The organism is Sinomicrobium endophyticum, from assembly GCF_052983315.1.
Genome location: NZ_JBRKIS010000043.1, coordinates 107,602 through 129,195, shown reverse-complemented (window position 1 = coordinate 129,195; position 21,594 = coordinate 107,602). Strand labels below are relative to the sequence as shown.

At 44.1% G+C, this 21,594-nt stretch carries 18 protein-coding genes; all 18 read right to left on the bottom strand.

The window, feature by feature from the left end; genetic code table 11:
* Nucleotides 1-660 precede the first annotated feature (660 nt).
* Nucleotides 661-1,965, bottom strand: coding sequence for a rod shape-determining protein RodA (gene rodA / locus ACVBDU_RS17240; RefSeq protein ID WP_447180969.1), 1,305 nt, complete (start codon nt 1,963-1,965; stop codon nt 661-663).
* Complete coding sequence (mrdA, locus tag ACVBDU_RS17235) at nt 1,958-3,820, bottom strand: penicillin-binding protein 2 (protein ID WP_447180968.1); 1,863 nt, start codon at nt 3,818-3,820, stop codon at nt 1,958-1,960. Before mrdA ends, rodA begins: the two co-directional genes overlap by 8 nt.
* Nucleotides 3,817-4,326, bottom strand: a complete 510-nt coding sequence (locus ACVBDU_RS17230; RefSeq protein ID WP_447180967.1) for a rod shape-determining protein MreD — start codon at nt 4,324-4,326, stop codon at nt 3,817-3,819. Before ACVBDU_RS17230 ends, mrdA begins: the two co-directional genes overlap by 4 nt.
* Nucleotides 4,319-5,149: a rod shape-determining protein MreC gene (gene mreC, locus ACVBDU_RS17225; RefSeq protein ID WP_447180966.1), complete on the bottom strand. Its 831-nt coding sequence runs from the start codon at nt 5,147-5,149 to the stop codon at nt 4,319-4,321. Before mreC ends, ACVBDU_RS17230 begins: the two co-directional genes overlap by 8 nt.
* A 10-nt stretch (nt 5,150-5,159) precedes the next feature.
* A complete protein-coding gene (locus tag ACVBDU_RS17220) occupies nt 5,160-6,188 on the bottom strand; it encodes a rod shape-determining protein (protein WP_447176124.1) in 1,029 nt (342 codons plus the stop codon).
* A 182-nt stretch (nt 6,189-6,370) separates the two neighbouring features.
* Nucleotides 6,371-7,897, bottom strand: coding sequence for a bifunctional phosphoribosylaminoimidazolecarboxamide formyltransferase/IMP cyclohydrolase (purH, locus tag ACVBDU_RS17215; protein ID WP_447180965.1), 1,527 nt, complete (start codon nt 7,895-7,897; stop codon nt 6,371-6,373).
* A gap of 475 nt (nt 7,898-8,372) precedes the next feature.
* A complete protein-coding gene (locus ACVBDU_RS17210) occupies nt 8,373-9,794 on the bottom strand; it encodes a hypothetical protein (protein WP_447180964.1) in 1,422 nt (473 codons plus the stop codon).
* A gap of 183 nt (nt 9,795-9,977) precedes the next feature.
* Nucleotides 9,978-11,375, bottom strand: coding sequence for a hypothetical protein (locus ACVBDU_RS17205; RefSeq protein ID WP_447180963.1), 1,398 nt, complete (start codon nt 11,373-11,375; stop codon nt 9,978-9,980).
* Complete coding sequence (locus ACVBDU_RS17200; RefSeq protein WP_447180962.1) at nt 11,368-11,964, bottom strand: hypothetical protein; 597 nt, start codon at nt 11,962-11,964, stop codon at nt 11,368-11,370. The genes ACVBDU_RS17205 and ACVBDU_RS17200 overlap by 8 nt, the downstream gene beginning before the upstream one ends.
* 12 nt (nt 11,965-11,976) lie before the next feature.
* The gene (locus tag ACVBDU_RS17195; RefSeq protein ID WP_447180961.1) at nt 11,977-12,906 is read right to left on the bottom strand and encodes a hypothetical protein; all 930 of its coding nucleotides are present in this window, start codon (nt 12,904-12,906) and stop codon (nt 11,977-11,979) included.
* A gap of 41 nt (nt 12,907-12,947) precedes the next feature.
* On the bottom strand, nt 12,948-14,183 hold the full coding sequence (locus ACVBDU_RS17190) for a PAAR-like protein (protein ID WP_447180960.1): 1,236 nt from the start codon (nt 14,181-14,183) through the stop codon (nt 12,948-12,950).
* Between the two features lie 11 nt (nt 14,184-14,194).
* Complete coding sequence (locus ACVBDU_RS17185) at nt 14,195-14,854, bottom strand: hypothetical protein (RefSeq protein ID WP_447180959.1); 660 nt, start codon at nt 14,852-14,854, stop codon at nt 14,195-14,197.
* Nucleotides 14,851-15,765, bottom strand: a complete 915-nt coding sequence (locus ACVBDU_RS17180) for a hypothetical protein (RefSeq protein ID WP_447180958.1) — start codon at nt 15,763-15,765, stop codon at nt 14,851-14,853. Before ACVBDU_RS17180 ends, ACVBDU_RS17185 begins: the two co-directional genes overlap by 4 nt.
* Nucleotides 15,766-15,779: 14 nt before the next feature.
* Complete coding sequence (locus ACVBDU_RS17175; protein WP_447180957.1) at nt 15,780-17,612, bottom strand: type VI secretion system Vgr family protein; 1,833 nt, start codon at nt 17,610-17,612, stop codon at nt 15,780-15,782.
* Between the two features lie 258 nt (nt 17,613-17,870).
* Nucleotides 17,871-18,020 (bottom strand): hypothetical protein, encoded by a 150-nt coding sequence (locus ACVBDU_RS17170; RefSeq protein ID WP_447180956.1) that lies wholly within the window; start codon nt 18,018-18,020, stop codon nt 17,871-17,873.
* 210 nt (nt 18,021-18,230) lie between these two features.
* Nucleotides 18,231-19,595 carry a DUF5458 family protein gene (locus ACVBDU_RS17165; RefSeq protein WP_447180955.1) on the bottom strand — a complete coding sequence of 455 codons (1,365 nt, stop codon included), beginning with the start codon at nt 19,593-19,595 and terminating at the stop codon, nt 18,231-18,233.
* An 8-nt stretch (nt 19,596-19,603) separates the two neighbouring features.
* Nucleotides 19,604-20,065, bottom strand: coding sequence for a type VI secretion system contractile sheath small subunit (locus ACVBDU_RS17160; RefSeq protein ID WP_447180954.1), 462 nt, complete (start codon nt 20,063-20,065; stop codon nt 19,604-19,606).
* Nucleotides 20,066-20,120: 55 nt separating this feature from the next.
* A complete protein-coding gene (locus tag ACVBDU_RS17155; protein ID WP_447180953.1) occupies nt 20,121-21,161 on the bottom strand; it encodes a PKD domain-containing protein in 1,041 nt (346 codons plus the stop codon).
* Between the last annotated feature and the right edge of the window lie 433 nt (nt 21,162-21,594).

Here is a 21,594-nt window from a genome sequence, read left to right as displayed (position 1 = left end):
AAACCTGTCCGTATCCGCAGAGGCCAGAAAGGGAAATACCATTTATACAATTCAAATCATCACGTCATAAAAAGAGTGGAATGCTATAGGTACCGGGAGTTCAAAGAAAACATATTCATTTTTAGCGGACATTGGTGAAATAACTTATTAATGCGAGTTAAGGGATGAACTTCAATCTTTATAACCTTCAGGAGGTATATTTAATCCCATTAAATGGGGCTAATTCCCCAACGCCTGTCCTGATCCCGATCCCGATAATTATCGGGATTGCCCCTAGATAGTTGATTAAATAATCCTGTCCGTTCGGCGGGGAAATTACACTTTAGTTCTTGGTTGTTAGGTTTTTGAGTTGTTTAGGTAATGCCAGTAAACTGAATAACCCGACTGTTTTTTATTGAAAAACCACAACGGATTGATCTTTGGCCAAAACAAAAATCCGACTCTTAATTCGCATTATTAACTTAACAACTGGCAAGGAAAGTTAAGGGTATAGAAACTAAAGTAGCTGCACTGGCTCCCGATATCGGGAGTCGGGTTTTAAACTTTAACCCGCTACGTTAGATTTATGTTCCGAAGCTTGCATCGGGAATGGATTAATATTTTATTTCTTTTGACCTTGTGGGCTTGCCCCGTGGTAAATAATGAATTCAAAACAGTTTCTTAATGGAATTCCGTTAGGTCCTCCCATTCGTTGATCTGGTTGGCGTCCAGTTTTACAAAAACAAAGAGAAGAAGGGTAAAAGCCCATAGCCCGGAACCGCCGTAACTAAAGAGCGGCAGGGGAATGCCCACCGTAGGGAGTAGCCCGATTACCATACCGATATTTATGGTAAAATGGAAAAACAAAATTGCGGTTACACCATACCCGTAAATACGACTGAACTTGGATTTTTGTCGTTCCGCGAGGAACAACAGGCGCAGAAGCAGGAAAGTGAACAGCAATATTACCGCGGTACTGCCTATGAATCCCCATTCTTCTCCTACGGTACTAAAAATATAATCCGTATGTTGCGCGGGGACAAAACCACCTTTGGTTCGGGTACCTTCGAGAAATCCCTTTCCGGATAAACCACCCGAAGATATGGCCGATTCGGACTGGTAGGTATTATATCCTATTGATTTTCGGATCTCCCTGAACTTGGCAGGATCTTTTTCGAGTTTTAACCACAGGTTTATCCGGTCGCGATGGTGCTGTTTAAAAACATTGTCAAAAGTGAATCGCACACTGGAAGTTACGACCACGGTTATAAGCAGGAGGGTGATGAACGGCAGTACGGAGACCATTTTCTTTTTCCTTTTTCGCCATAGGTAATACAGGGTGAGGAAAATAAAGGTTGCTATACAAACACCTATGGCCCCGAACATCAGTGTGGTTACGAACAGGGTAACAAGCCCCAGGCCGGAAAGAAGATATATGGACGGAAGCCCTTCGCGGTACATAACGGGCAGAAAAGCCAGAAATACCATAGCGCTTCCCGGATCGGGCTGCAAAAGGATAAATAATATGGGGAGGGCTATGATAAGAAAAGCCTTTAACTGGTATTTGAGATATTTAATATTGGTCTGCGAATCGCTGAGGTATTCGGCCAGAGCCAGTGCGGTTCCGGTTTTGGCAAACTCGGCCGGTTGTATGCTCATAAATCCCAGGTCATACCATGCGGTTTGCCCGGCAATTGTCTTTCCGAAAATAAAAACCCCGGCGAGGGACGCTACCGAGAGTAAATAAATAATCCCCGAAAATTTTTGGTAGAACTTGGCGTCTATAGCCAGAATAAGTGTTATGAATATAGTGCTCAGCCCAATGAAAGTAAGTTGCTTTCCGTAATATGTAGAAAAATCGAACATGGATGTGCCGGTCCCCTCGGTGATACTGCTGGAATAAATATTGACCCAGCCTGTAAATACGAGGAGGAAGTATAGAATTACCGTTAACCAGTCTATTTTTCGTATAAAGGAATTAGTCATTAATCCTAAATGGTTTACCGCTGTATGGTTTAGCGTATTCTTCTTTCAGGGTTGCTTCGAGCATGCGTTTTTCCAGGTCTTTTCTCGTAACTTCTCCCTTGAGGTATTTTTCGATCATAATGGAGGCGATAGGCCCTGCGTACCTGGATCCCCAGTATCCGTTCTCCACAAATACCGCAATGGCTATCTGAGGATTCTCAACCGGGGCAAAAGCGACAAAAATAGAATGGTCCGTCAGCTGTGTCCTTTTACCGTCAATACGGGTAAAGTTCTCTGCCGTCCCGGTTTTACCCGCTATATCGATGCCGGGTACCTGGAAAGACCTGGCCGTCCCGTTTCTGTATACCTCGGCCATACCTTCTATTACCGGGCCAAAGTGTTTTGAATCTATTGTAGAGTATTTCTTCTCCGTAAACTTTTTATCCGATAAAGGGTGGTTTTCTACACTTTTGAGGACATGAGGAGTATAGTAATATCCTTTGTTGGCAATAACTGCGGTAAAATTGGCAAGTTGTATGGGGGTGGTCAGTATTTCCCCCTGTCCTATGGCATTGGATAAGTTGGTGGTGGAATACCAGCGGCGTTTGCCGTACACGCGGTCATACCAGTTTACATCAGGTATCCTCCCTGCTTTACCGATAGGCAGGTCGTATCCCAGATAATCCCCCAGGCCAAAGCTGTTCATGTGTTTTTCCCATGCGGTCATTCCTTCGGCCGAGGTAGGATACTTGTCTATAATACGACGATATACGTTGGCAAAATAGCCGTTACAGGACAGTGCCACACCACGGACAAGGTCCCGCGAACCACCTCCGCAATGGCATCCCATTAACCTTCTTCCCTTGTAATAGTAACCGTTTTGACAGGCAATGTGTGTAGAAGGTTCTATGACACCTTCCTGTAGTGCCGCGAGAGCATTGAGGGCCTTAAACGGTGAGCCCGGGGGGTACATGGCCAGCAAGCTGCGATCGTATAGCGGATTGGCTATAGAGTCGTAATACAATTGTGTGTAATTTCTGGAACGCTGTCTCCCGACCAACAGCGAGGGATCGTAATTCGGTGCCGTCACCAGTGCCAGTATTTCACCGGTCTTGGGGTTCAGGGCAACAATGCCCCCCCGTTTGTTGACCATCAGTTCCTCGCCGTAGGTCTGAAGATCTATGTCAATGGTGAGTTGTATATCCTTACCTTGTTCCGGGAGAGTGTCGTATATGCCGTTTTTGTAAGGGCCTATATCCCGGTTAAAACGGTCTTTCTGAATGTATTTTACTCCTTTTCTCCCGCGGAGGACGTCCTCGTAATACTCTTCAACACCTTGTATGCCTATGAGTTCTCCCGATTGGTAGTTTGGGTTGTTCCTGAGATCATACTCGCTGACTTCCCGGATATACCCGAAGATATTGGCCCCGTGAGCTGTCTGGTAATGGCGAAGTGAACGTTTTTGAATATAAAACCCTTCGTATTTACGCATTTTCTCCTGGAGAGCCGCATATTCTTCTTTGGAAAGCTGAGGCACAAATACCGAGGGAAGCCTGGGAGAATAAATATATGCCTTCTGGTATTTCCGGATAAAATCTTCTTTGGTGATATTCAGCAAGGAACAAAATTCAAGGGTATCCAGCGGAATGACTTCCCTGGGGATAATCATAACATCGTAAGAAGGTTGGTTGGCTACCAGCAACTTTCCGTTCCGGTCATAAATGTACCCGCGTTCGGGATAATCGAAAACCTGTTTTATGGCGGTGTCGTTCAACGGACTGTCCTTGTTTCCCGATATTAACTGCAAATAGGAAAGTCTCCCTATGTAGATAAGGGCAACAAGAATTATAATGGATGAAAGTAATAGTTTTCTCATTGATTTTTAGTCCTGAACAACGGGATGAGCAAAAAACAAAGCACCAGGGTAAAGGCTCCGGATAATAACGTTTTTTTTAAGGTTGTAAGTATATGTGTAAAACTAAAAATCTCTAAGGAAAAAAGTATGATATGATGTGTTAAAATCATAATAAACAAATACATGAACCGTTGCCCGAGGTTGGTATTGTTTATTTTCAGGGTTTGATACTCGTAGGCACTTCCGAAGGAAAAACGCAATACTACCGGGCGTATATAGGCAATGCAAAGCGATGAAGCTGCATGGATACCACCGCTGTCACTGAAAATATCTACAGATAGTCCCATCAGGAATGCGAGGAACAGGAAAAGGGCCCGGTTTTCGTTTTTAAGGGGATAGAGCAGGATAAACAATACATATATATAAGGGTTTATATATCCCAGGAAGTAGATATGATTGCATATGAGTACCTGTACCAGTACCAATACTATAAACCTTATACCATTTGCCAACGTATTGTTATTCATTTACCGACTGCTCTAATTCAAGTATTTCTTCCTTATTGATGTTTTCAATTACGTATACATGTCCCAGATTGGTCATGTCGTTAAAGAGCTGGACATTGATAATATAGTAATTTTCGGAAATATCCAACGTAAAGTTCTTTATGGTCCCTATGGGAATACCTTTCGGAAATATGGTAGACATGCCCCCGGTAATAATCGTATCTCCTGTTTTAAGAGGGGCAATACGGGAGATGTCAATGAGCTGAACGGTATTTTCGGATGTCCCGTCCCATTGCAGCGTACCGAAATGGTTTGTGTTTTTAAGCTGGGCATTGATACGGGTAAGTGTATTTAAAACAGACTGTACCGTTGCGTAGTGGCGGGAGGTATTATCGATAATTCCCACGATACCTTCTGAAGTGATAACCCCCATATCCTGGATAATGCCATCGCCTTCACCCTGGTCTATGGTGAGGTAGTTTTTCGGAGAATGATAGCTGTTCTTTATAACCGAAGCATCCCGCACTACATACCCGGGATTTTCCTGAAGTATTACAGAATCGTTTGAGATGGAATCGGGATAAGGATGTGCCTGGTTGAACAACAAAAAACGAAGTCTTTTGTTCTCTTCTACCAGCTGGCGATTATACCCTCTGAGCCCGAAATAACCGGATATATTACTTGCGGTTTCATAGATGCCGCCTGTAATCCAGTTGGCGGAATTTATAAACTTGCTTTTGTGGTAACTGTGCGACTGGATAGTCAGAAACAGCGAAAATGACAGCAAAACAAAGAAAAGAAAGAAGAACCTGTTCTTTATAAAAAAATTAATTATGTTTTGCATAGCATTCTACCTATCTTACCAGGATACTTTTAAATCTTCCGATATTTTTCAGGGCTATTCCGGTACCTCTCACTACGGCACGAAGCGGGTCTTCGGCAATGTACACGGGCAAATCCGTTTTTTGGGAGAGCCTTTTGTCCAGTCCTCTCAACATAGAACCACCCCCGGCCAGGTATATTCCGGTATTGTATATATCGGCGGCAAGTTCGGGCGGGGTTTGTGACAATGTTTCCATTACGGCATCTTCTATACGAAGAATGGATTTGTCCAAAGCTTTGGCAATTTCCCGGTAAGAAACCTGTACCTGCTTGGGTTTTCCGGTGAGGAGGTCCCGTCCCTGTACACTCATTTCTTCCGGTGGGGTTTCCAGGTCTTCCGTAGCGGATCCTATTTGTATTTTGATATTTTCTGCGGTAGCTTCACCTACGTACAGGTTGTGCTGTGTGCGCATGTAGTACACGATGTCATTGGTAAATACGTCACCTGCTATTTTTACGGACTTATCGCATACGATACCGCCCAGGGCGATTACTGCGATTTCGGTAGTACCTCCGCCTATATCCACGATCATGTTCCCCTTTGGTTCCATAATATCAATGCCGATACCGATAGCTGCAGCCATAGGTTCGTGGATGAGGTAAACCTCTTTGCCGTTTACTCTTTCGGCAGATTCCTTTACCGCCCGCATTTCCACTTCGGTAATACCGGAGGGAATGCAGATAACCATACGTAAGGCCGGCTGAAATAATTTGCGCTTCAATGCGGGAATGTTCTTGATGAACATGTTTATCATTTTTTCCGAAGCGTCAAAGTCAGCAATAACCCCGTCTTTCAGGGGACGTATTGTTTTGATGTTTTCATGGGTTTTTCCCTGCATCAGGTTGGCTTCCTGTCCTACAGCTATGATTTTTCCCGATATCCGGTCCCTGGCAACTATAGAGGGGCTGTCTACAACGACCTTGTCGTTGTGGATGATCAGCGTATTTGCCGTACCGAGGTCCATTGCGATTTCCTCTGTTAAAAAGTCAAAAAATCCCATGTATGCGTATAATTAGTCAGTTCGTTCGTTTTAAAGCGGTTATTACCGGGTGGATAACTTTCAAATGTAACAATACTTTAGCATATTTCGCTCCCTGAAACCTTATAAAGTATCCTGAGGGATCGAAATCGTCCGGAATGCTTCCGGGCAGTCTTCGCTTTATAACGAAAAACAGGGTGTAATTAGTGTTTAAAATGTCTTGTTCCTGTAAATACCATTGCTATTTCATGCTCATTGCAATAATCTATGCTCAGCTGGTCTTTTATAGAGCCTCCGGGTTGTATCACGGCCTTTATTCCTGCTTTATCCGCTATTTCCACACAATCGGGGAACGGGAAGAAAGCATCACTGGCCATAACAGCCCCGTTGAGATCAAAGTCAAAAGACCCTGCTTTTTCGATAGCCTGCCTGAGGGCATCTACTCTGCTTGTCTGGCCCGTACCACTGGCACAAAGCTGGCGGTTCCTGGCCAAAACAATAGTGTTGGATTTGGTGTGTTTGCATATTTTGGAAGCAAAGAGCAAATCTTCTAACTCTTTATCCGTGGGTTTATTGTTTGTCCGGTAGTTTAAATCTTCAAGCCTGTCGGTTTTGGCATTTTTTTCCTGAACCAGGAGCCCGTTCAAACAAGTCCGGACCTGTGTTTTTGCCAGTTCGGCATCTTTCTGAACGAGAATTATCCGGTTCTTTTTCTGTTTGAGCACTTCCAGGGCTTCTTCGGAGTATGACGGAGCGATAACCACTTCGCAGAAAAGACTGCTAATTTCATTGGCGGTTTCCGCATCTATTGCGGTATTGGCAATAAGAATACCACCAAAGGCGGAAACAGGGTCCCCTGCAAGGGCATCCAGATATGCTTCTTTTAATGTGTTTCGGGTTGCCACACCACAGGCGTTATTGTGTTTTAATATGGCAAAAGTAGGGGCATCTCCCCGGAATTCCTCCATGAGGTTAACCGCAGCATCTACATCCAGAAGATTGTTGTATGACAGTTCCTTACCGTGGAGCTTATCAAACATGGCATCCAGGTCGCCGAAGAAGTAACCTTTCTGATGCGGGTTTTCTCCGTAACGCAGTTCCTGTCCTTTTGTTTCGCTGGCTTTGAATACCAGTTCTTCTTCGTTAAAGTAATTGAATATTGCCGTATCGTAATGAGAAGAAACGTTGAATGCTTTTGCTGCGAAACGCTTACGGTCTGCCAGGGTAGTATTACCGTTACCATCGGAAATGACCGTTAAAAAGTCCTTGTAATCTTCCATAGACGCAACACAAAGTACATCTTTGAAATTCTTTGCGGCAGCCCGTATCAGGGAAATACCGCCTATATCTATTTTTTCGATAATATCTTGTTCGGAAGCACCCCCCGCAACGGTTTTTTCAAAAGGATAAAGGTCTACAATAACAATATCTATCTGGGGGATCTCATAAGATTCCAGTTCCGTCCGGTCCGTTTCATTATCCTGTCGGTTCAGGATACCCCCGAATACTTTGGGGTGTAGTGTTTTTACCCTGCCTCCCAGAATAGAGGGATAACCTGTTACGTCCTCTACGGGAACGACATTTATACCCAGGTCACGGATGAATTTTTCCGTACCCCCGGTGGAATAAATAGTAATACCGAGATCATTTAATTTTTGGATAATGGGCTCCAGACCCTCTTTACTGAAAACAGAAATTAAAGCGGATGTAGCTTTTTTTGTGGTACTCATACTGCTGTGTTGTTAACGCTTGATATTTTTCGAAAAAATGATAGCCGGAATATTCTGAATCTTTACGGAATCCCTCTTTTATACCCGGGGCATGCCCGGAAAAACCATAAAATACGAAAAAAACATCCCGATTGGATACCGATTTAAAACAAACCGGCATAATTTGACTGCAAAAGTAGTTTTTTTGTAGCAATGATTTGATCGTCACAGGCAAAAATGTTGGAAAAGTACCGGAGAAGATAAATTTATGTAATGATGGAGCCCGTGATTTATCCTCTTACCTTTTGAGAAAACAGAGCAGGACTGGTTTATTGTTCTCCGTTTCAAGCCGGAAATTCAATAGTTTATTGCTGGGGTGCCGGGAGCAGTATCCGTTAAAATAGGATGGTATTTCGGGAATAGTACTATAATGTTATTGCATTATGATATAGCAGGCATGCCAAAACTTTTTTAATCTCCTGTTATACGGCAGGGATCAATGTTGTTTTGCCATAATACTGATGCCGTTTGCCATGTCTTCCGCGGCTGCCTCAGCGACTATTTGCAAAGTTCCTTCGCTGACTGCGTTGGTGAAAAACGGAAGAACCAATCCTACGATACTTACGCCGGCCATACCACTATGAGTCATGATATTAGTACGATTAGTACTGGCGCCGGATTGATATTGCGAAAGCGCATTTTGCCTGTTTTGCATACTTTGATTCTGCCTAAGGTTCTCCCTGGCGTTTTGATAGTTGCTCCCCCGGTTCATTCCACGCCCGTTGCCGCTGTTGTTGGTGAAGATATTCCGTACCTCATTTCCGTATTTTCCACTTCGGGCATCGTCAAACACTTTTGCTGCTATGGGATTATTATTTCTGGAAAATCCATTTTCCTTTCCTGTTTGAATAGCCCGGTCTATTTCGGCGATCCGGGCGTTCAATCCTGCTATCATTTTTTCAGATCCCCGGACTCCCAGCAGGTTTCTTCGTTGTTCCGCCAGATGTGTACGGATTTTTTGAATACGGTCATAGGGAGTTTTTAGGTTCCAGCCGGAGGCCGTACCTTCTTCATCTACAGGAGTAAATTCTGCCAGTAATTCCTGTGCGGGCCCGGGTAAGGGTGCAGCAGGAGTTATGATATCTGCAAGATCGGGGCTTCCTCCTGTCATATTATCGTAGTACGGGTCGGTGTCATCTTCATATCCCTCACGTATCACTAATGTCTGTATATCGGTTGCGGGCTGGTATACGGCAGCGGAAAACAGGGATCCCCACATCAGGGATTTTCCTATCCCTATAATACCCGAAGTGCCTCCTGTAAATCCTATGGTCATACCGCCGATAAAAGAACCTACTCCGGTTAAGGTGATCTCCTTTTTGTTTTGGGAACCTATTTGTTCCGCGGCAGAAGCGGCCGCGGACTCACTGATGAACGGGAGAAGGAATCCCCCTTCCTTGCACTGTATCATGGATTGCTTGGTTACGGCGGCATGACCGTCGAAAGTAACAGAAGGGTGCGGGTTTATCCAGAACGATTCCTGGTAGCCGATCATCTCACTGCAGGTGGGCTTGGGCTTGAACATCTGGAAAAGGCCGTAAGCAAGACAGCCCAGGGCAATGGCACCTCCGACGATCCATCCTGCTACGGGTATGGTAGCTACGGTAGCGGCAACAGCCAACCCGGCTACAACACCGGCGCCGAACGCCGCAGTACCCACACCACTGCTCCAGCCTGTTTTGCAGGAGAACTGCCCATCCAGTTTTTTATCGACTTCGGTAAGCAAAGGTTTGCCCTTAGATTTGAAGATTACAGTAAACTGTCCCCTTGCATCCGGATTGGTCAATAATTTTCCATAACCGCTTCCCGAATTGTGGGTGCATACGGTAAATACCTTTTCCGGTAAGTAGCTGCTCATGATAGATCTGGAGTTTACAGGATTTTTATCTCTTGGATCTGTTGAGAGGATAGCTAAATCCTCAGTTACTCCAAATTTAGGGGACTAGTGTTACGTGAAATTTAGGGATGTGATAAGGAATTGTTGTATAAATGTTAATTCAGAAAATATAGCTATGTATATTTTTTCTTAGCCGAAAGACTGTTAATGCTGCTGTGCGATGATGCTTATGCCATTGGAAATATCGGACATAGCTGCATTTGCAGCCAGAGATAATGTAGTCTCACTAAGTCCGGTCGCTGCAAAGGGAATAAAAAGTGAGGCGATATTGGCTCCTTTTAAGGCTTTATTGACACTTATATTTTTGTTTTGTTGCCGGATATCCCGGTTGTGCTCCTGGATGGCCTGATTGTGCTGTTGAATGTTTTGATTTTTGGAGTTAATGACTTTGTTGTAATTAGATTCCCGATTCATCCCCCTGCCGTTGTTTGCGCTATTGGTAAAGGCTTGTCGTGCCTGGGGGCCATAATGGCCATTTCTTGCCTTTTCAAACACTTTTGCAGCGTAGGGATTTTTGCCTTTGGCAAAAGAGCCTGTTTTATTTGCTTCTGCAATGGCTCTGTCTATTTCAGTAATATTGGCAGTAAGTCTGCTTATTTGCTGCCCGGCTCCTCGTACTCCCTGCAGACTGCTTCTTTGTCTTTCTAATTCGGTTCTTATGTCACGGAGATTTTCATAAACGGATATAGGATTATAAAAATCGTCCAAACTGTCAAAAGTAGAACCGTTTTCGTCTCCCGTGGGTAATCCCTGTACATTGAGAAGGCCCAGCTCTCCCTGTTTAGACTCGACCATGGTCTCATAGTAAGGATTTGAATCGTCATCATAGGCATCTCTTAGGGCTCCTTTTTCTATTTTTTCCAAAGGTTGGAACAAGAGATATGATCCTGCAACCCCTAACGCGGCCCCTGATAATGCTGTAGAGAGACCGGCAGTGCCTAAAGTGAATCCCACACCAAAACCGCCAACAAAAGAGACCACTCCGATCAATCCGATCTCTGTCTTGTTCATATTACCGATGGTCGAAGCAGCGGAAGCAGCGGCGGATTCACTGATAAAAGGCAATAAAAAACCTCCTTCTTTGCATTGCAGCATGGATTGTTTGGTAAGAGCGGGATGGTCATCAAAAGTCACAGACGGATGCGGGTTTAACCAAAGGGATTGGTCGTAGCTTATCATTTCGCTGCAGGTGGGCTTGGGTTTGAACATTTGAAAGAGGCCTACCCCAATACATAGAAGGGCAAGGCCACCCCCAATGATCCATCCTGCAACCGGGACGGTAGCCACGGCTGCTGCTACGGCCAGCCCGGCACCAACGCCGGCGCCAAAAGCAATAGTGCCCACACCGCTGCTCCAGCCTGTTTTGCAGGAAAACTGCCCGTCTAATTTCTTGTCTGCAAGGGTGAGGAGCGGACGGTTCTGTGATTTAAAGGAAACCGTGATCACTCCTCTGATATCAGGGTTGACCAATAGTTTTCCGTACCCGTTAGCGGCATTGTGTGTACATACCGCAAAGACTTTTTCCGGCAAATAGCTACTCATTGTAATTCGGGTTTTTGTATTCTACATATTTTGTTCCCTGCCAGTTGTGTGTCCATATAGAGAAGGGGACATCTCCTTCTACAAACCTCAGTTTCTTTTGGCAATGGAGGCAAAAGGCATCCCATTGTTCCTTGCTTTCCCGATTGACGGCAGATGTCAGGGTTATCTTATGGTCCCTGAAGACGAGTTCTGCCTGAATATCTCCCTTTTTATTTGAAGGATGAAGGGTCCGGATAGACTTCAAGTCATTTGTAGGCTTTATATATCCATCGTTATCGTTGTAAGTGACCTTTATGATGTTGGGGTCAATGGAGATTTGAATGCTCTTTTTCAGGTATTTTGTATGTATCAGTTTAACCCCGGCATAAAACACTGCTATCACAAGAAACAGACTATACGGGAATTGCAATATACGTAATTCATCCCCGAGAATGACCTTAATACCAATGAAGGATATGGCTATCAGGAGTCCACACAATATATACCATTTCCCAACCTGGAGGGTCATTACTTTTTTGAGGATAAAGCTTCGGGTACGGTTGCCGGCCGTATTATTTACCTTGTCAGTGCCTATGGTTGTAGTATTCATGTCGGACCGGGATTAAAGTTTGCGAAGTGTAAATTGACAAAAACTCTCTACATTATCTTTTATGGATTCTACCCAGATCAGCTTGGCATTGGTCACCAACCTGGTCACAGCATCGACTTCATAGGTCTGCCTGAATTCCAGTTTATATTCCGTAAAGCTGTATTTGATCTGCGGTTTGTAATACTGATCGTATTTTTTGATAATATCTTCCAGTAACTCATCATTGAGCTTTGCAGAGCCTACCTTTCGCAGTTTCGTTATATCACTTTCCTCTTTTAAAATATCGCACCGGAAATCCATCGGAACGATAACCTCCGGCAATAAAATGGACCGGAACAAAAAACCTTCCTGGGGAACGGAAGTGCTGTCGTTGGATGTGAGTTGCCAGTCAAAAAGAATGGCGTAGAACAATTCCCTGCGATATTCTTCTTCCGAATCATGGGAGAGAGAAAACTGCCGGTCCCCCGATTTGACGATCTCCTCCAGGGCTTTTTCGTTGTTGTCCCTCATACTTTCAATAAATTCGGTCTGGAATTCCCCGGAATTCTTAAAAGCCCTCCATTTTTCTGCCTGCTCTTCCTTGTTGAGGATACGGGCGATCTTGCCGTTGTCGCCATAACTAAAAGAAACATCCTGGCGGATGGCCTCCGTTTTAGTGATAAAGTCAAAAACCTTGTTCAGCACGGGAGGGTTCATATTATAATAGTGGTCTTCCAGCTTCACTTTGGCTGTCTTTTCGGCAGGGGAAACCTGAATGTAATATTGAAATTTCTGCTGGGAATTACTGGTGAGATTCCCGTCTATTTTGGTGGTGTTTACTTGTTCGCAGCGGTATTTTGCCGAAATATCCCCGGAGGGATGTTTAATATTGTTTTTTGTCTCCTTTTCTTCGGTTTTTGCATATTCCTTGTCTCCGGGATAGAAACTATACTTGTCTGTCATGGCATTTTTATAGAGGGTTAATAATAATACATAAAGCAGGATTAAACTTGTGTGGCGATAATATTGCCGCCGCTTCGGGCATCCGCGGCAAGGGCTTCGGCCATGACGATTCGGGCTTCTTCCGAGAAATACTTAGCGGCAAAGGGGGCAAAGTACATTACTCCCGTAACGCCGCTACGTCCCATATCTTTGAGGTTGTTTGTCATATTCTGGCGGTTTGCCGCATTCATCTGATCGCGCATAGTAGGGTTTATCCGCCGGTTGTTGAAATTGGTAATGGCTTCCCGGAGCTGGGGATGTTTTCCTTCTTTTAATTCCGCCAATAGTTGTTTGGCCGCGGGGTCTTTGAGCAATCGTTGCCGGCTCAATCCGGACAGGTTGTTCAGCCTTTGTTGCATCTGCGCGTCCTGTGTTGCCAATTGTCCGCTTTTTGCTACATCCTGCAAGCCGAGAAGGTCGTTAAAATCGCTTAAGTCGCTGGGGTCATCCGGAATGCTGAAGGCATCTGCAAAAGTTCCGGACTCTACCTCGTTCATCCGGTCATATGCTTCATTCTCCGGAAGTGAATAATTCCTGGTAAGGTCGCTTTGCAGCCAGGTGGCTCCCTGCATGAGTGCGACACCAAATACGAAACCGCCGGCCATTTTGGCGCCACCCAGGAATTTCAGTCCAAGGGTAGAGGCCCCCGCAACCCCGGAAACACCAAAAGGTAAAAACAGTCCGGTGACAAAAGAGGCAGCAGCATTGACACCTATTTCCTTTTTGTTGTTCGAAGCAATGGCTTCTGCTGCCTGTTGCGCAATTGCCGGATCGATAATAGGGGAGAGGATACCCCCTTCGTTACAGCTCAATATGGAAATTTGCGTAATGGCCGGATGACCGTCTATTTTTACACTGTGGTGTGTAAAATTCCATTGTCCCGCTTCCAGTCCGGGGGAACATTTGTGTTTTATTTGTGTGGCGTGGTAAGTCCCCGCAGCTGCAAAACCGGCAGCTGCCACACCGGCAACCGCCCAACCTACCGGTCCGGATGCAATAAGAGCCGCACCAACGACAATCCCCGCTGCTATGGCAAAAAACGATGCCATGGCATTTGCAGCATTTTTACAGGCAAACTGTTCATTGATGTTGAGGTCCTTTTCGGTGAGAAGAGGGGTATCTTCCGATTTTTTTATGACGGAGACCTTATTCCGGGTTATAATGAGTTCTTTGGGAGAAGAGTCCGTTTGAAGAGTGCAAACCACTTTCGTATTTTCGGGTATGTAAGGGACACTCATTTTTTACCTTTTTATAGTGATGTTATAATATATATAGGGAAGGAGATGCAAAAGATCAGCAAGGCGAAAAACAATATGACGGGCAGAATGTACAACATTCGTATTCCGGCATCTCCGGGCTCTCTCTGCTCTTTACAGCGCGATTTCAGAAACTGTTTTACAGCATCGTATTCGTCCCGGAAGTTTTCCGGTTTCTGGTAGTAATCTCCGATTTTTATATTTTCTCTTCCCTTTTTTTTGTTTACTATACTTCCGGATAGTTTCGGGACTATGAAAAACACCCGGTTTTTTCCTTCCCGTGTAGCTCTGATGGCATATCCGAACCTTTTTTTATACCCGGATATAATGTTGTAATGGTCTGTGGAATTCGGATTCAGAAACAGTCGTTTTACACTGTGGTTTGTTGCCGCATCGTGAATGATACCGGGGTTTTCCGAGATCACCAGTTCATAAAAAAACAAGTGCGGGAACCTGGAGGCAAATGCATAACTGGCGAAAAAAGCAATAAATGTCCAGAAGAGCAGAACAAAAGGAATAAAGATCGCGGTGTGTTCTACACTCCAGTTAGCCAGTAAAACGGACAGAATTACGATGACAGCGATGAATAAGAGTCCTTTTATCCTGTTTGCATGCAGTATAATAGCTGTATTTGGGTCCCGGTCCGATATCATAGGGGGATTTGTTTAAGGTCGAATTGGGAAATCAATTCATAGTTGTTTTTAACGCTTTCGATCAGAATGGCTCGTGCCGAGGTGATAATCCCGGTTTTCCTGTCTATTTTTCTTCTTATACGGTATTCGTAATTGTATTCTGTGAAATTGTATTTTATAACAGGTTTGTAAATAACATCATACTGTCGTATCATTTCGTTCCGGTTGATCTTTTCCTTGTCCGGTTCACCTACACTGCGGTATATCAATGTGTCTTCTTCTTCCAGTGCTTTGGTATGAACTATTGGCACTTCGAGACTGACATCATGGAATATCTGGGATAGAAAAGATAAGGAGTCATCGGTGTTGGATGGCCTGTAGTCTTTAAAAAGGATGTGATAAAACAGGTTTTTATCATATGATTTAAGCAATGAAGACTCTTTGGCAAATTCCTTGTCCCCGGCACTCAGGATATCCGCAGCGGCTTTTTCATTGACGCTTTTGATGTCCTGGTAAAAAAAGGTATGGACAAAATCTGCACGGAATGCTTTCCATTTCCCTTGTAATTCCCTGAAATTATTTATAGCGGTAATGGTGCCCGTATCGCTTATCTGGAAGGAAACATCTTCTTTGGCGTATTCCAGGGGTTTCATTTCTTCCAGGGGTAGCTCGAAATCTTTGGGGTCGGCCTGGAAAACATAGTCCTGCAGTTTACAGTTTGCAGCACTTTCCTGTTGTACGTAGTCTACGATATATTCTTTCCGGATGTCCGAATTAAAAGTGGGGATACCTCCGATTTTGGTAACGTTGACCTGTTTGCAACGATATCTCACGGGGATGTGCCCCTCCGGATATCCGTTGCCGGGTTCTTTCTCCTCTATAGGGTCGGAAAATTCCTTGTCTCCGGGATAGAAACTATACTGGTCTGTCATTATTATTTGTCCGGTTAATTAATATCCACTTCGGTTCCTTTGATAATTACATTGCCTCCGTCAGGCTGCACGGTTACATCCCCCGTCGGGTCAATGGTCACTGCCTGTCCGTTTAATTGTGTCAGGATTTCTCCCGTAATGGTGTTCTCTTTTCCGGTCATGTTGATCTCGTCTTCTCCGGTAACATCTACCTTTTTACTGTTTACGGTAATGCTTTCTTCGGTTATTTCGATATAGCTGTCCCCGACCTTTAGTTTTACGTTGGTATTTCCTTCTATGATGATGTTCCCGGAGCAATCCATAGTCACTTTAGAACTGCCACCTCCTACATTGAGCGTAATGTTGGAATTGGCATCCACATAGAGGTTCCCAGCACCGTCGTAGAGGGAGGATGCCCCTCCGTTATCTGAGAAAAACATAGACCCGCTGTTGTCATCCATAATAATCTTATTACCGTTACGGCTTTGAATGGCCTTCAGGTTGTTGTTCGGGTCGGCATAACCGCTATTGGCATTTCCGTGTTGTACGCATCCGGTTACATAGGGCATTTCCGCGTTCCCGCTCTGGAAATCCACCATAACGGTTTCTCCTGTTTCCGGGATAAAATGAAATCCTTTCCCCGAACCGCCGTTGGGTGTGGACAGGGGAATCCAGTCTGTAGTCTGTGCATTTTCTTTCTGCCAGGCCATTTGCACCTTTATGCGCCCCAGTCCCCGGGGGTCGTTGTTGTCGATAACCGTAGCGGGCTGGCTTTCGCACTTGGGATAATTGCCCGGATCGGAATAGGGAGATATGTTCACAACGGCGGGGACTCCTTTAAAAGAGTTCTCATAGTCGCCGGTATCCGTACAGTGGTGTTTGGTAGAAATTATTTTGAACAATCCCGTAATATTGCCGTTTTCGTCCTGTATTTTAACCAGTGCACCCGGACGTAATGCCGGGTTTTCGCTCCTGCCGTATACAAACAGCATATTGGCTACCTTCTTCTGGAAGTTCAGTTGTGCGTAATGGTCTATGTCCGTCTGTCCACTCCCTTCGTTTACCAGGAAGTTGTGCTGTACGGTGGTTTCTTTGTCAAATATCCTGGCGGAAGATTTTATCAGTTCCCCGGTTATACCGTTTATGGAATTTTCCAGGGAGCGGGTGGAGCTGTAGTGCGATGCGCCTTCGGAAAGGTCATTGCCGTGATATTTGAAACGGGTAGGTTGCAGTGTCATTTCCAGATCGAATTCCACGAGATTATAGCCGTAAGACAACGCAATTTCCTCCCGGGTATCTTCCTGGCCTATGACGAGTTGTACGCCGTTGTAATAAAACCACTCTCCCTGCCTTGAGCACATGCGTTTTAAAAAATCATAGTCGCTTTCATTGTATTGTGCGATGTAGGGATAATTTTGGTTTTTGGAAGGTTTAACGCTTATTTTGAGCATATCACTGTCATAGAGCCTTGTGGTGTTATGGGCAATATGAATAAAGTCTTTTTTCAGAAAGGAATAGGATTCGGGGCCGTTGTCCAGGAGAATGGTAGGGCTATATGCCTTAAACTGGATGCGTTTACCCTCGTGTTCATCCGAATTTCTCGATTTTACCATGGTCACTACACCTTTAAAATAGCCGGTACTGGTGGAGAACATTCCGTCGGTGGCCTGCATGGTAACCAGTATTTTCTCCCCGATCAGTTTCTGGTAATTGCCGTGTAATTCCGGATTTTGAAGGTAAATCTCATCTTCCCTGCACTCTATGGTAAGTTCATGATGGTCATCGATGTTCTGTGTAAGTTCCATCCGAAGGAAGCTTGTCATTCGGAGTTCTCCTATTTTTATGGTTAATTCGGTTTGTAATGCCATGATAGCCTGATTTTTAGTTGCACCTCGTTTTTTAATTAGTCCCGATCGATATTCCGGGGGTATTTCCATGCATCTTACGGGCGGTATTGGCCCCCGAAGATGTTAGTTGTCAGATGCAAAGACTTTCGGTTTTCCGGAATAGATAAGTGGTATCACAGATTTCTGGTAGAAAAGGAAAGTCCATAGCACATTTCATTTAAGGTTAATGTTTTTTACGGGGAGGAAGAGATCTGTTCTCTGTCAGACAGGGGTGTTTGGTTAAGGGGTCAGGGTATGTGGTACCGGGTTCGTTATATTTTCCCGGTAAAGAACAGGCGTATCCCGGGCATTGTACCGAAGGTCGTGCCGGGTATCAGGGAGATATCCCGTTATACCGGCCTGGGCGGAAGTTGTGATTGAAGATATCATATTTAGCAAACAGGTTTAAGGGTAAAATAAATAAAACACCAAAATTTATAAAAATATGGATTAAAAGTAAGAAAAAGAGACTGTTAATCAAAGAAGAGAGTGGGAATATTTGACAGGAAAACGTTTTTTTACATTGGGGTAAAGGTCAGGTAACAAAAAAACGCCGGTTTGTGCCGGCGTTTTTTATGGATAATATGGTTCACAAGTGTATTACTGCTCGGAGTATTCGGTATCCCATTCCGTACCGTCATCACCTTTTTGTCCGTCCATCTTGATCAGGAAGTTTTTAGCAGGGAAGTACGGTTTCAAACGGATGTCCAGGAAGATCCTGTCTTTCTGGTTCGGGTCCTGTTCGAACTTGGTGATATCGAAATCTTCGATGAGTTTGTCCGGGCCGGAAACACTATCCAGGAATTTGATCACCTGGTTGAGTATTTGCTTACGGGTTTTGGCATTGAAATTCTCGAAAGCTCTTCGGTTAAGGAAGTCCATCATTACCTTGGTGACGTAGTCGAATACACGCACTACGGAATATGTTTGTAACCCGAGGTTATCTCCGTTAAACAGCGTTTTTCCGGAAAAAGCCATTACCTTGTTGTACTCGTTTACCATAGGAACTAGTCCAAGATGTTCCAGATCGGCAATTTCACTTTTCTTAAGGTCGAATTTCACCCCGTCCACTTCGTTTATACCCCCGAATTTTTTTCCGGCGGTGATCTGCGACATCAGCGTGTTGTATATTTTTCCCGCCAAAGCCGTGGAAGGGGGGATATACAGGTGGTCTTCTTCGTCTATTTCCTCGTTTTTGCCTCGTCCTACAAGCCAGTTACAAGTCATAATTACATTGGACCGGAATATATCTCCACCGGTGAGGTTAGCCATTTCGAACATTTCAATGACATCATCCGGTTCGTCCAGGTGCTGAAAATCCGTCACCAGCATCACTTTGTTGTTATGTGCTATTTTGGCCCATTTTTCCAGTACTTTATTGGATCCCAGGTAACCTGGTACAACCAGAAGAGAATAGTTGTTTCTCAGGTCGAGACGGTCGTAATTGTTTACCAGTTCTTCTTCTATATGATCGATAAACCTTGTATTGTCCAGATCCTTGAGCTGATCGAGTTCGGCATTTATAATGGCAACGTTTTTTACTTTGCTCTCTTCGGTGTTTTTAAAGAACATGGCCAGGGTGCGATAAGACTCTTCGAGTTCTTTGGTTTCGCTTACGGCCGATGTCAGGTTCTTTTTCAGTGTTTTTTCTGCCAACTCGGCCTTTTCCTGGCAGTCGCTAACCAGGTCTACCAGGTTGTCTGATGATTTCAGGGATTCCGCCCAGAGTTTTAAAACCCTTTTGAGGTTTTGCCTCTCTGCTTTTTTTCCGGCTTCGTTAAGGAATATATTTCTTCTCGCTTTTCTGTCCGGGCTTAAATTCTGTACACCTTCAATAGCACTTTCCAGCAGGTCGAAACCTCCGAACTGGATAAAAGACTCCAGTTTTTGCTCCAGACTTACTTTTTTGCCTTCTTTTGCCTGCTCCTTTACTGCTGAAGGGGTTGTTTCTTTTTGGTTCTTCATGAGTAGATCTATTTATCGGTTTCTTCAATTTCCCGGACCAATGCTTCGATGGTTTCGATAATGGACTTCTTGGCTTCCGGATCCTGGAGTGCAAGCTTCAGAACCTTGTTGGTCTTCAGCTGTTTTATCATTTTGTTGTATTGTTCTTTTTTGGTCTGCAGGTCGGTAAGGAATTCGCTTTGTTCGGTGACCCCTTTTGCAGAAAAATCGGAAACGTTTTTGAATTTTAATTCTTCCCGTACGGTCATTCCCTGTTCGTCTTCAAAGTTGACGTTCATTTTCGGAGAGAAATGTTCGAAAACTTCATCCATATTTTTCAGGCCGGTCACTACTTCCGGACGTACCGGAGTGTTTGGGGTTAATTTCTGAGCTATCAGTGTTTTATTCTGAGGAATGTCAACAATGCTCTCTTCTCCCTCCGGCTTTACCTCATTTCCTCCTATTCCGTAACTGTTTGAAAGATTTGCCATAACGTTAATTTTAGTTAAATATAATAAAAATTACTTATCGAGTATATTTTTCTGATCAAAACAGGCCTTTTCGCTTATAATCCACGATGATCAGTCTTACACAATTATTTTCTTTGTTGCGTACCATGGATACGCTTTTTAATTCTATTTTTTTGCCCCGGATACTGTTGCTGAGGTAGTGAATGGAAACAACCTTGTCCTTCAATTGAACGGACGGGAGACGGTCTTTACAGAAATACCGGACAAAATTATGGAACGATAGTTTGTCTTGGGCGATACCTACAATCAACCCTGCAAGTTTAGCTTCATCGAGTTCGGGAACTTCTACAACATCTTCCGACTCTTCTGTTTTCTTTACGGTAGTAGCCGGTTTTTCTTTCAGTTCCGATGCGGGTGCTTCCGGTATGCGCTCCAGGAAGTCGTCAACTACACTGGTCCTGGTTTCACGCATGATCTCTGCCCTGGAAATAGGGGATTTTTCCTGTTTGGCGGGTAATACGGTAATCTTGCGGAAGCTGACATATTTAATATCGTCATTTACAAAAAGGGATACTGTTTTTTCTCCGGTTGTTTTATAGGTGTGCGAGGGATTTTTGTCTATAGCGTCTATTTTTTCTCCTTCACCGAAACGCCATTCCCAGGATTTCGCATGCGAAGTACTGTCCGTAAAAGTAACGGGTTCATTGACGTAAGCAATTTTAGGAGCATAAAACCGCGGTAACAAAGTGGAGTCAATAATATCCTCCGCAGGCTGAATGTCTACGAGTTTGGTGATATTGCAGTTTTTGTTTACCCATAGGTTCACCAGGTACTTTCCCGGTTCTTTGTATTGATGGACCACTTTGGAACGGAACGAAGTTCCATTGCCATCTCCGAAATCCCATTTCCATTCGTGGGCATTTTCCGTATAATCCGAAAAGGTAATAATTTCCCCCACTTTAAAAGAGGAGGCCTGTACCTTGATCTGTTCTACCAGGCAGGGCTCGCTTTCATTAACCCGAAAGGCCAGGATAATGCCCGACAGCAAGAGGATGGCTATAAAGGATAGGATAACCCTGGAGTCAAAATGTGTTCTGATGTGTGAGTTCCTGTTCATTTCAAGCAAATTTTATTGTGTTGGGAACAATTGAAAAACAATCGTTTAAAAGGATACTTCCGGTATTCGTCTTTTTTGTTTTTCAACGCTTTTCAAAAATACACAATTTGCGATGGTTAAAAAATCCTGGAAAACAAGTATTTCAAAATAAAGCAAAAATATTGTATTTTCGTACGGAAAAATGTGGGTGCAAGCTAATAAAAATAGATAAGGCCCCGTAGCTTGACAGGTTTAAACTATAATTTAAGTCATAAAATAACGCATTTTTGATGTAATATTAAAATGCACTTAACTTTTGCGAATATTTCTGCCTTAATTTGCCGCATAAAAAAACAAAGGATTATATTTAAGGACAATATGTAGTTTTTTCCTGTATTTGTAAGGCCGGGATGTGTTTTTTTGCATCGGACCGCGTTCGATACGAGATTTGGAA